This window comes from Saccharibacillus sp. JS10, assembly GCF_024436065.1.
Classification (GTDB): domain Bacteria; phylum Bacillota; class Bacilli; order Paenibacillales; family Paenibacillaceae; genus Saccharibacillus.
Window position 1 is genome coordinate 629,894 of the sequence record NZ_JANFNS010000002.1, and the last position, 12,711, is coordinate 642,604.

A 12,711-nucleotide genomic window follows, 5' to 3' on the forward strand; every position below is an offset into this window, starting at 1 on the left:
AGAATCAGTTTTGACGAATCCGTATCAACAGTTGTGCCGCTTCCGCTCTAGTCGTTGGCGCAGCTGGAGCAAAGCGGTTAGCACTTTGTCCTTGTACGAGCCCGGCTTCATGCAGACGGTTTGCGGCTTCTTTTGCCCAGTTCGGAATATCCGAATCATCAGCAAACGCTGCTTTTGTAGTCGGTGCATTTAGCTTCATCGACCGATCAATCATCACTGCCATTTCGGCACGACTGATTGGCTGATTCGGAGCAAAACGATTGTTCGTATCACCTGTGACCCAACCTAATGCGACCGCTTGATTCACTTCTTTTTTTGCCCAAGCTCCGATACTGGAAGCATCTGCAAAAGAGTGAGGGGAAGACAAGTTGTCTGCGACTTGTGGTTGCAGGGTACGCATCAGCATCACGGTAAATTCAGCTTTGGTAACCGCTTGGCTAGGACGGAAAGTCTGATCCGCATAACCTTCGATAATGCCGAGTGAAGAAGCTTCACGAACGCTTGCCGCTGCCCAATGATTGACCATATCGCTAAATTCGATCGCTTTTGGTGGAATCGTCATAACCGCAAAGCGCGTAAAGTGATTCACACCGACTTTAATCGTATTTCCGTTTATGATGCCGTCTTCGATTTCAATCCACGGCGTATTGTCTTGCGTTTGATAAAAGACTGCAAAAGATTGATTGTTAGGAATCAAAGCCCGATCAAAATTCAATGTCAATTGAACAGGGACTTTAAAGTTTTCTGTGATATTTTTGGTGAATTCATACACAGGGCTAATCAATTTTGCATTGCTGTTTATTCCGTTCAACGGACTGCTGAACAAACTTCCTTTGATCTCCAGCGGTCGATCCGCAGCTCCGGCAGGAACTTCGAGCAACATACCGTTGCCGATTCGAAGATTTCCAGCTTGACCGACCGGGATCGTGACCGTTGCTTGGTTAGGATTTGTGTTATTCGGCGGTGTCGGGATAGGCGAAGCAGGAGCAGCGCCTGAATCTGGATTCGTTGGAATAGAGCTGCCGCCGTTGTTTCCTGTGCCTCCATTTCCGCCGCTTGGAGGAGGTACCAGAGACCAACCTGCGTATAGCTTCACATCTGAATTTGCTGTTGTCGTTGCAAAGTCAAAAGCTTGCGAAAGATTCTGATCCATATACCATCCAGTAAACACATAACCCATTCGAACCGGATCATTTGGACGCGACCATAAGGTTGCGTTTTCGACAATCTGTGGTTCGACTTTCGATCCGCCGTTACTTTCGAACGTCGCCGTATAGAGGGCTACATTCCAAGCTGCGTATAAGGTCAGATCAGAAGTCACTCTATCATGATTAAAATCGAAAATCTGTTCAAGCTGAGCATCTTTGTACCAACCGCCGAACGTGTATCCGCTACGTTCTGGATTTGCCGGACGGGATAGACGGTCTCCATAAGCTGCTTGTTGTGGATCGACGGAAGTGCCGCCATTTGAGTCAAACATAACCGAGTGGACTTGAATCGCCCATTTTGCATACACTGTAAGGTCTTCAGTAATCGCTTGGCTAAAATCAAACGGCAATTCGCGATTCGGGTCGGAGAACCATCCAGCAAACACATACCCTTCCGTGTCCGAAGTTGGAGAAGTCGGCGCTGTCAGTGTATCTCCGTACAAAATCGTCTGATCGTCTATAGCTGAACCGCCATAGGTGTCAAAAGTCACGGTATGTTGATGACGTTCCCAGTTGGCATATAACGTCATATCCCCTTTGATTTTTAGCGTTGTCCAATCTACAGGGTGTTCAAAATTCGGATCCGTGAACCAACCGATGAAGGTATGCCCATCGCGAACCGGCGCTTGCGGCTCGGTCAGTAAGCTTCCGAAGTTCAGTGGTTGCGAATTCACTTCGCTACCGCCGTTGCTATCGAAAACAGCGGTATATCCGTTGATTTTCCAACCTGCATAGATCGTCGTCGAATTTTCAATGATTTTTTGGAAATCGAAAATTTGTGTATAATCGGCATCTTCATACCAGTTAATAAACGTATATCCGGGTTGCTCTGGATTTGCCGGAGCTTGAATCAGATCGCCGTACGAAATAAGCTGATCTGGTACATCCGCTCCTTCGTAAACGTCGAAATTGACCGTGTACTTTTGCAACGACCAACCTGCATATAAAGTAGCATCTCCGCTTACCGTTTGAGTTGTAAAATCAAAAGATTGCTTAAGGTCTTCGTCGCTATACCAACCCGTGAAATCATGTCCGACCCGAGTAGGCGCAGCAGGTTCTTGAATTTTGCTGTCAAAATCTACGGCAAGATCGGCAACGGCACTTCCGCCATTGCTGTCGAAGCTGATGTTGTGCACATTGGCTTTCCAACCCGCGTACAGTTGCGTATCGCCAACGATAGAAGTAGCAAAGTCGAATAATTGAGTATGATCCGTATCGGTATACCAACCTGTGAAGATATAACCGATGCGAGTCGGAGACGTAGGCTCATCAATGCTCAGTCCATGTTTTACAGGAAGATCGCTTACGGCTGATCCGCCTTGACTATCGAATTGAACGTGATACGTATTCAATTCCCAACCTGCGTATAATTGAGTATTTTCCGCAATCGACGTATTCGAAAAGTTAAAAAGATTCTGATTGGAAGCATCGGTATACCAACCCGTAAACGTGTAACCCGTACGAGTCGGTGCAATCGGTGGAGCGATTTTTGTCTCATAATCGGCGTTGAGATTTCCTACCGCTGTGCCGCCTTGACTATCGAAACTCACCGTGTACGTATTTACTGCCCATTTTGCATAGAGATTCGTATTTTGGGTCACCAACGTGTTTTCAAAATCGAAAGGTTGTGAAAGGGCTAAGTCTGTGTACCAGCCAGCAAAAGTATGACCCAGCTTCGCTGGATCTGCCGGCCGTGTGATTTTTGCTCCATAGAAGATTGGAGCGTTTTTCACACCGTCGTTATTATTGTAATGAAGATTAAGCACATATTCGTTCGGACTCCATTTTGCATACAACGTTGTATTTTCTTTAATACGTGTCGCTGCAATATCAAAAATGTTCGTAAATGATTCATCAACATACCAATTCACAAAGGCATAACCGGTGCGAGTTGGATCGGTAGGTTTGGTACCAAAAGAATCATACGTGACAGCTTGAGCCGGAATGGATGTACCGCCCAAACTGTTAAATTCAAGTTGTCTAGGTTTGTAGTACATAAATGTACGGCTCGCAGTGTTGCCTGCTTTGTCCGTCACGACTATTTCATAATTGCCTTCTTGAGAAATCGTTGTTCCGCTTGTAAAAGGGACTCCGTTTAGCAGAGCCGTTCCTTCGTTAAACGTAATCGTAGGTGCAGTCGTTTGAAGTGAATTGTCGGTAAGCCCACTTAAAATCGGAGGGGTAAGATCAATCTCGAATTGAACTTGTGCTGTACCGTAAGCATTAATAGCAATTAGTGTGTACTTGCCATCTTGAGTAATTGCAGTTCCACTTGTAAAAGGAACACCGTTTAAAGTTGCAGAACCATTATTAGTGACTGTAGGAGTAACGGGATGATTGTAAATCCCGCCGTTGCTAACATTGTTGATCACGGGAACAGGGGAGACGACGTTAATATTAATTGTGGAATAGCCTGTTGCAAAGCCCGAAGAATTATAGCTTCGAACCGTAAAGCGATCTGTTCCAGAAAATTTGGCATCTGCGGTATAGAGGAAACTGTTTCCTAAATCTACGATACTTCCATGTGTGGTTGCTGTACGCAAAGAAATTCCTGGATTCGTAGCTCTATCCCAATTGAATTCAGATTTGTAGATCGTCATCGATCTTCCGTCACTGATTGTAGATAATCCATCTTTTGATACAGATGTGGAAGAATTATTTCCACTATTGTCTCTTGACGGATAAACTCCTGATGGAGCCATGTAATAAGAAAAGGAATAAGGGTTACTCATTAGATTAGGTAAGAAGTAATTCAGATAATTACCGGTACTTCCAAACCTACCAACTAGTAGCGAATATAAAGCTTGATTCTCCGATCCTGACATTTGACGTCCGTCCGTAGGCAATAAAGTAGTGTTCATAGGCTTTAGGAAAGAAATAGTTTCTCCCAGTAGCATACTATCGTAGTTTATCGTGATTTGATTACCGCTCTGTGTCCCTGCTGGATTTGTGGCTATAGCAAAATATACATTCGGCTGAGTAAGAGAAATCTTAGGCAAAGTAAAAGCGGGGCTACCTGAGGGATCGATCGCTGCAGAAAGTTTCGGATAATCGGATTGGTTAAGTGTGCTTCCGTCTAGTTTACGCCAACCATTTGGGACAAACGAGTAAGCGAACAATCGAACTTCGCCAGCAAATGCTTCTAGATTAGGAGCGCTTTGATTATCGCCATCAGGTCTAGTCGGGTAAATACCGGATGTAGCGACGTAGTAAGCCATGCCGTCAGGAACCGGCAACGAAGTCAGATCAGGCAATGCAAAACTATCTCTTCCATTGCCGCCGTACATAGTTCCGAATAACGAATAGAGTGCCTGATTTCTATTGATATCCATGGTTTGACCCGCAGCAAACGTCCATCCTCGTGATGCAAAACTATAAGGAAAAAGTTTGATTTCTCCAATATAAGGTTCAGCCCCCATCGCATGAGCCGACTTCGTAAATTTCGGTCCTACCGACACAGCTCCAAATACCAATACAAAAGCCAACATCACTTTCAAAAAAGCGTTAAAATGTTTTCCGGACAATGCTAGACACCTCCTTCATTTTTTGTATTTCATTTTAATGAAATTAAATCTAAAATATGTATCGACCCTTTCTAATCGCGTGCTTTTTGACCGCGCATCATCTAATTTAGTGCGTCTAGTTTACTTGATCTTTTATTGAAAAGATATAGGAATGACCTTCGTAAACCATCTTTATTTTTAAATATTTTTCAATCAAAAGTCAGTCATTGCCATATAGGACTTTAGAACGTTAAAATTTATGAATTTTGCTTTACTTTACACGCTTGCTTAAGTATGATAAGAAAGCCCAAAAAACGGGTACTTTTGATCATCAATCCGCCTGATGAAAAACCACCTATAGGCGTATTTATAAACAGGTTCCGATCAGGAACCTGTTTTCTTTCCGCACATAAAAAGAAAAATGTCTAATTTTGACGAAGTATAGCAGGAGATCGCAATATCGCGTAGAATTCAAATTGAAGGTGAGACAGATCGATTTTATGACATCCCAGCAGGACGGAAGTGAATCAATGAACACAACTTCGGCGACACGCCAACTGACTTTTTACACCATTTCCGTCTTTTTTCTCGTTTTTGTATGTGAAGTGGTCGAATCTTATTTTTATACATTAGGTTCAGACCGAAGATGGGCGTCCGCTTTATCGCTAATGACCGCGTGCTTTTCGGTTACGGCATGTTTGACCGTTTACTTCCATGCTACGCCTTTGTTTGATCGCCGAATCGGCAGCTACAGCAAGCGTATGGTGAAGTTAATGGGAGCAGTAGGAGCGGTAGAACTTCTTTATTTAGCTAATAATTTTTTTCATTTTATGAATGATCCGGTGCCCGGTCGCGCAGGCGGAGAATGGTTGCTTTCATTGGCGGCGCTGATTTACGCGTGTGGCTTGCTCATTTTATTTGTATTACCGGAGCGAAAAGGCGATTTGCCCAGCCGATTACTGTATGTAGGTCTTCCGATCTGTACAGCTTCGCTCGCTGGCATTTTATTTTGGACACGTCAGCTTCTTTCGCCAGGTAGCGCGCGTATGTTTGATCTTAGTTTATTGATTGCAGCCTTTGGTGCGGCGATGATCGTGGCTGGAATTTTATTTGGTCATTATCGTAAAAAAGGATTTAAAGCACATTGGGTTTCGGTTCAGTCTTTGGGCTTTGTGGTGATCGGTCAAATTTTGCTTCTGCAATCCGGTCATTCTTCGGGAATTCCTTTTCTGATTGCTTCGGCTTTGCATGCACTGGCTTACGCGATTTTGGTGAGTCAAGGGCTTCGACTTTCGATTGCTGAGCCGCTACGCGAACGCAGAGAAGCAGAAGACCGAATCGAGTTTCTAGCGTTCAACGATGAACTGACCGGCTTACCTAACCGTCGCAGTCTTCATTCAAAGCTAAATTCACATTTTGATAAAGACGATTCCGGCAAAACGGCATTGCTGGTTCTAAATATCAATCGATTCAAAACAATCAACGACTCGCTTGGTTACGAAGCCGGTGACCGTCTGCTGGGAATTGTATCGGAGCTGCTCAAAAACCATGTTGAAGAACCGGAAGAAGTGTTCCGTACAGGCGGAGACGAATTTGCTGTCGTACTGCCTGAGATCGGCGGAGACGAAGCGATGCGAAGGGCGCATACATTATTGGAAGAATTCGAACGTCCAGTGAATGTAGGCGGAATGGAGCATTATGTTGCGTTGTCAGCAGGCATCGCCGTATATCCAGAAGACGGAAGCGCGGCAGATAATTTATTGCAAAGTGCGGACGCTGCTGTTCATTTAGCAAAGGAACAAGGTTCCGAGGTGAAACGTTTCGCTAAAGGGATGACATTGATTGCACGGGAAAAATTGATTTTGGAAAGCGATCTGCGTAAAGGGTTAGAACGAGGCGAATTTTATTTGGAATATCAGCCTAAAATGTCGGTAGAAAACGGACGTATTCTAGGAATGGAAGCGCTGGTACGCTGGAATCACCCAAGACGCGGAGCGATATCACCCAATGAGTTTATCCCGTTGGCAGAAGAAAGCGGTCTGATCGTGCCTTTAGGAGAATGGGTTCTGTACGAAGCATGCAGGCAAAATAAAGAATGGCAAAATAAAGGATACGAACCTCTATGTATGTCAGTCAATCTATCGATTCGTCAATTTCGTCAAGTTGGCTTAGCTGAGCAGATTGAACAAATGTTAGAGCAGATCGGATTAGATTCCAAATATGTCGAGCTTGAAATCACTGAAAGTATGACTGTAGATAAAGATGCAGCTTTCGAGCAATTGCAACGGTTCAAGCAGCTTGGGCTACATATCAGTATCGATGATTTTGGAACCGGCTATAGCTCACTGCATTATTTGAAAAATATGCCGATTGACCGTTTGAAGATTGATCGTTCTTTTGTTAGCGAAGTGATGAGCGGAGAACGGGATGCTGCGATCGTATCGACGATCACCTCGATGGCGCATCACCTCAAACTCAAAGTAACCGCAGAAGGCGTAGAAAACGAAGAACAACTCGAATTTTTACGCAGCCAACGTTGTCATGAAGCGCAAGGATTTTTATTCAGTCGCCCAGTTCCAGCAGCTAAATTCGAACGAATGTTTTTGCTTCAGCAAAAGTTGGGTTGATTGATTAATACGTCCAAACAAGTTGCCAAAAAGGTAGCTTGTTTTTTTTTGATAAAAAAATGCTTGCAATCTCTGTGTGAGAATGGTATATTATTTCTTGTCCCCAAGAGGACGTGCAAGTAAAAAGTACCATATTTTATCGGGACGTAGCTCAGCTTGGTAGAGCACCTGCTTTGGGAGCAGGGGGTCGCATGTTCAAATCGTGTCGTCCCGACCATTCCTTTTTACTTACATAATATGCGGGTGTAGTTCAATGGTAGAACTCCAGCCTTCCAAGCTGGTAGCGTGGGTTCGATTCCCATCACCCGCTTCACAAAAAAGAAGCCCATCACCGGGCTTCTTTTTTATTGCTTGGAGCTACATTGTTGCAATCAAAAGCCGCTAACTTCGTGAATTTCTCGAAGCTAGCGGCTTTTGCGATCAGAAACGTCCAAATGTATGAATAGCAACTATGAACGAGTAGAGACCTGTACAGACAATACCCGTTGTTCACCAGCGGTTACTTGACCCATCTCACTTAGCTCTACATCTTGCACAACGTCGATTCCATCTGGCACCAGAACCGGAGTGATCGTAGAAAGCCCTGCGGATTGAATCGCGGCTAAGTCAAATTCCATCAACAATTGCCCCGCTTTGACACGATCACCGCTTTGCACATGCGTCGTAAAGCCTTGACCTTTGAGCGAAACGGTGTTGATCCCGACATGGATCAACAGTTGAGCGCCGTTATCATGTTCAAGAATGATCGCATGTTTGCTTTTGTCCATCACATGAGCGACGGTGCAATCGAAAGGCGCAATCACGCGTCCTTCGGTCGGCTCAATCGCAATACCGCGTCCCATATGCCCTTCGGAAAAAGCAGGGTCAGGAACTTCGGATAGCGGCAGTACGCGTCCGCTTAGGGGAGCTTGAACCGCAAGTACAGTAGAAGTTGAAGCTTCATCTGCTGCAACTTGGTTTGACGCAGGAACCTGACTCATAGTTTCAGCAGATGCAGGCGCCGATGAAGGAGTAGATGCTGCAACTTCGTTGTGATCTGTCGCCAGAATCTGTTCATCTTTGTACCCGAATAACCAAGTCAGTGCGAACGCGATCGCTGCGCCGATCAGGTTGCACAAAATATACAGCGGCAATTGATTATTCAGATAAAGCAGTGAACCCGGAATCACCGTAACCGCCATACCGGTACCCGCCAGATGGAATAAGGATGCGAAAAATCCACCGATTGCTCCGCCGATCAGACCCATAACAAAAGGTTTCATATAACGCAGATTTACGCCGAAAATAGCAGGTTCGGTAATCCCGAGGAATGCAGATAGGGAAGAAGGCAATGCCAAAGCTTTGAGTTTAGCATTTTTTGTTTTCAACCCTACGGCTAAGCAAGCGGCGCCTTGAGCTGCCATCGCGCAAGTGATAATCGCATTGAACGGATTAGAGCCTGTTTGTTCGAGTAATTGAATTTCCAAAAAGTTGAAAATATGATGAACGCCTGTGACGACAACGATTTGATGGAAAAATCCAATCAGTAGACCCGCCGTACCGAAAGGCAAGTTCAACAAAAACGTCGTTCCGTGCAGCACCACGTTTTCAAGCGAATGGAACACAGGTCCGATCGCGAACAGACCGAGGGTGATCATGACGAGCAACGTAATAAATGGAGTCAAAATCAAATCGAGTGCTTCAGGAACCCGTTTACGCAACACTCTTTCGAATTTGGCTCCGATCAGACCGACGAAAAATGCCGGAAGAACCGATCCTTGATACCCGACGACCGGAATAAAGCCGAACATCGTCAAAGCTTCCGCACTGCCGTCGGCAACGGCATAAGCATTCGGCAAAGCCGGATTGACCAGCATCAAGCCGAGGACGATACCGAGTACGGGACTGCCGCCAAATACGCGGAATGCCGACCAAGCGACCAGCGCAGGTAAAAAGGCGAACGCCGTATCCGTCAACACTTCGGTGAACAATAAGAAGTTAGGCGGAATACTGTCTGGCGTTGCACCGAACCAAGACAAGACTAATTCTTGCGTAAGCAGTCCGCGTAGACCCATAAATAATCCGGTCGCGACAAGAACCGGAATAATCGGAACAAACACATCACCGAAGGTGCGGATTGCGCGCTGGAACGCATTACCTTGTTTTTTGCCTTCGCTTTTGATTTCTTCTTTGGATGTACTTTCGATACCCAACTTTTCGACTTCTTCAAAGATCCGATTAACGGTACCTGTGCCGAAAATAATCTGGTATTGACCGGAGTTGAAAAAAGCACCTTTGACTTTATCTGTATTTTCGATCCGTTCTTGGTCGATCTTTTCTTTATCTTTGACCATGATGCGTAAACGAGTTGCGCAGTGTGCAAATGAAGCGATATTTTCTTTGCCGCCTACGGCTTCGACTACGGATAAAGCGATATCCCGATTTTCAGACATGATATTCATTCCTTTCGCTATGTAGCATTTTCATTTTTAATGAGGAAACAGATAGGAAATCCAATTATTCGGTCTTTTTTGCACGTTGCCTAATTTCAGCTGGAAGCTCGCGTGAAATTCCGTCTGAGTCCAATTGCCAAAAGGCGCCTTCGAAATCCGCGCTGCCACCGATTGCAAAAAAGGAGATGCCCGTACTAGCGGAGTCAGGGAATAACCGAGCCGTGAATGTGGCTTCTCCGTCGCCTACGAAAATTTCTACAGACGAGGTATCGACGAATATACGGAAAGTGATCGATTGCCCTAACTGATCTGGGTTTCGCGTATAGCTGCGAGTCGTACCGAATTCGGTGCTACAAGCTGCGCCAGACTGTGAGCGATCCAATGTAATCAAGCCGTTGGAAGCGTCGTAAAAAAGTACCGTGCGTTCCATATCTCCGGTGCGGAATTCGATTCCGAATACGCCTTCTTCAAAAGTGTCTGTCTCATCTATCGCCGAATTTTCTGCAATTGGACAAATAGAAAATTCTAATTCGTAAGAAGTACCTTCAACGCCTTGAAAACTTCGATGTTGATTGATGAGCTGAGCGGCAAACGGTACTTTTTTTCCTCGCAAGCTTTTCAAGCCTGCTGCTGGACGTTGGATCAACTTGCCTTGATGTACCGATAATTCTCTAGGTAACGTCAGGCAATGCGCCCAACCGTGAGAATCTGTCGGATATTCCAGATCGGGTACACCCATCCAGCCGACCAATATCCGTTCACCGTCTGCACCCAGAGTCGTTTGCGGCGCATAAAAGTCGAATCCATAATCAAGTTCGATAAATTCCCCGTGCGAAAAATATTGACCGTCAGAAGCTAATGGCTCGCCGAGCAAATAACCAGACTGATAAATGTTGCGGAACTTTTCGTTTTCTGGGGCTAATCCTTGTGGACAGAACAAGAGAATGCCCGCATCGTCTAACTCAAAATAATCGGGGCATTCCCACATATAGCCGAAAGAAGGCAAAGACGTCTGTAATTCGCCTTCGAATGTCCAATTTACAAGATCCGGTGAACGATACAGCACAGCGGTACCCGTCAGATTTTCACGTTGAGCGCCGATCACGCAGCGATAATCAGTACCGTCTTTCCAGACTTTCGGATCGCGAAAATGTTCGGTGTAACCCGTGGGAACGCTCTCAATAACAGGTGGCTCTATTTTCTGGGCAAGACCTTCGCCATCCGTAACCGCAAGACATTGATACGGATGACGAATCCATTGTTCATCGCGTGTATTGCCGGTGTACATGAGATATAATTTGCCGTCTTTTTCAATCCCGCTTCCGGAGTATGCTCCATGCGAATCGTAAGTCCCGCCCGGCTCCAGACCTATTCCCGCGTCTTCCCAATGCGCCAAATCTGACGAAACCAGATGATACCAATATTTCATGCCGTGATCGGTACCTAGAGGGAACCATTGATAAAATAAATGATACTTGCCGTTGTAAAAGGTAAATCCGTTCGGATCGTTCAGCAGTCCGATATGCGGTTGAATATGGTAGCCTTGTCGCCAACGGGATTGATGTACGAGACTTTCCAACTGCTGTATTTCTTCAATAGCTGCTTCTTCCAACAGTCGATATTTTTGTTCTTTTGTCATTTTCATAGATGTAGACATTCCTCCATAGTTATTTTCGGAACCGGTTCCATTTTTAGCTGAAAGTGATCTCAACAATTTTGACAAGATGATCATCGAAAACTCTATCCAACCACTTTACTTTTTTTAAAAAAGGAACCGGTTCCAAAACGTAGCGACGATAAAGTTCTATCGCGGGTCTGCGTGGGGCAGATCAGACGCTTCCGAACAAAACAAGCCGTACTTCCTTTGTTCGGAACCGGTTCCATTTGCATTATAACGGAGAAACTTTTAAATTGTCAACGCTTTCTCGAAGCCTCATTTCAACATCGATCACAGTCAACTTTTGGACATCTTCATCGGCTGCGAGCTTAAGAATATGACGCGCCGCAACTTTACCTGCTTCGAAATAAGGAAAATGTACGGTCGTTAGCTCCGGGTGAATGATCGTCGTTACTTCATAACCGCCAAAGCCCGTGATCGAGATTTGCGAAGGAATCGATAAACCGCGTAAATGCGCCGCTTTGACTACACCTAACGCAATATTATCGGTCGCGCATACGATCAATGTCGGTGCGCATTCGTCCAAAATTTGTTCTGCGACAAGCTTGGAATCGGCAAGTTTAAAACTACTTTCGTAATAAAAAATATCGCAGTCTCCACATTCTTCTATCGCTTGGCGGAAGCCTGACTTTCGCTGCTTGCCAACCGCTTCATCGTCTTCGGTCACGCCTAAATACGCGATTTTGCGATGCCCTTTTTCAAGCACATGACGACCCATCATCAGACCGGCTTGATAATCATCGTAGATCAGACTATGTAGATTATCGTTTTTTTGACCGACCAATAATACCGGAACCCCTGACACTTCGGCAGCGCGTAGATGTTCGTCGGTCACTTGCGCAGGCATTAGAATAATTCCGGCTACTTTTTGGCGTGCCAGATCATAGATCGCTTCGATTTCCCGCTGGCGATCTTGTCCGGTATTGTAGACAAGCATTTGTCCGCCTGCTGCGCGTAATTCTTCATCGATTCCCGTCATCGTTTGCGCAGCCGCAAATGAATCGAGCCGAGGAACGATCGTACCGATCAGATAATTGCGTTTGGCTTTGAGGCTTTGAGCGAATGTATTGGGCACATATCCCGCTTCACGTGTGATTCGTTCTAATTTTTGCTTTGTTTTGACACTGACAGATCCGCCGTTCAAATAACGAGATACCGTGCTTTTGGCGACGCCCGCCATTTGCGCGATATCCGATATTGTTTTTTTCATCTCCGCTTCGTCCTTTCCCGGTTGCTAAGCCGATTTTACCACGTTCATCAAAG

The 12,711-nt window shown here is 45.4% G+C and carries 5 protein-coding genes and 2 tRNA genes; 3 read left to right on the plus strand and 4 right to left on the minus strand.

What is annotated here, in order from left to right; all coding sequences use genetic code 11:
- Nucleotides 1-4: 4 nt before the first annotated feature.
- Nucleotides 5-4,732, minus strand: a complete 4,728-nt coding sequence (locus NOM90_RS08270; protein ID WP_255941260.1) for an InlB B-repeat-containing protein — start codon at nt 4,730-4,732, stop codon at nt 5-7.
- Between the two features lie 509 nt (nt 4,733-5,241).
- Between NOM90_RS08270 and NOM90_RS08275 the strand changes: the two genes are divergently transcribed.
- From NOM90_RS08275 to NOM90_RS08285, 3 genes are all read left to right on the plus strand, one after another.
- Nucleotides 5,242-7,338: a putative bifunctional diguanylate cyclase/phosphodiesterase gene (locus tag NOM90_RS08275; protein ID WP_255941262.1), complete on the plus strand. Its 2,097-nt coding sequence runs from the start codon at nt 5,242-5,244 to the stop codon at nt 7,336-7,338.
- A gap of 140 nt (nt 7,339-7,478) precedes the next feature.
- A tRNA-Pro gene (locus NOM90_RS08280) sits at nt 7,479-7,555 on the plus strand.
- 22 nt (nt 7,556-7,577) lie between these two features.
- Nucleotides 7,578-7,648 (plus strand) — tRNA-Gly (locus NOM90_RS08285).
- A 139-nt stretch (nt 7,649-7,787) separates the two neighbouring features.
- Here the strand turns inward: NOM90_RS08285 and NOM90_RS08290 are convergent.
- The 3 genes from NOM90_RS08290 to NOM90_RS08300 form a co-directional block, all read right to left on the minus strand.
- On the minus strand, nt 7,788-9,770 hold the full coding sequence (locus tag NOM90_RS08290) for a sucrose-specific PTS transporter subunit IIBC (protein WP_255941264.1): 1,983 nt from the start codon (nt 9,768-9,770) through the stop codon (nt 7,788-7,790).
- 64 nt (nt 9,771-9,834) lie between these two features.
- Nucleotides 9,835-11,415, minus strand: coding sequence for a glycoside hydrolase family 32 protein (locus NOM90_RS08295; protein WP_255941266.1), 1,581 nt, complete (start codon nt 11,413-11,415; stop codon nt 9,835-9,837).
- 244 nt (nt 11,416-11,659) lie between these two features.
- A complete protein-coding gene (locus tag NOM90_RS08300; protein ID WP_255941268.1) occupies nt 11,660-12,658 on the minus strand; it encodes a LacI family DNA-binding transcriptional regulator in 999 nt (332 codons plus the stop codon).
- Nucleotides 12,659-12,711 lie beyond the last annotated feature (53 nt).

What these genes read in the sequence shown, in the direction of transcription:
- NOM90_RS08275 (WP_255941262.1), top strand. Translation starts at nt 5,242, where the DNA reads ATGAACACAACTTCGGCGACACGCCAACTGACTTTTTACACCATTTCC.
- NOM90_RS08290 (WP_255941264.1), bottom strand. Translation starts at nt 9,770, where the DNA reads ATGTCTGAAAATCGGGATATCGCTTTATCCGTAGTCGAAGCCGTAGGC.
- NOM90_RS08295 (WP_255941266.1), bottom strand. Translation starts at nt 11,415, where the DNA reads ATGAAAATGACAAAAGAACAAAAATATCGACTGTTGGAAGAAGCAGCT.
- NOM90_RS08300 (WP_255941268.1), bottom strand. Translation starts at nt 12,658, where the DNA reads ATGAAAAAAACAATATCGGATATCGCGCAAATGGCGGGCGTCGCCAAA.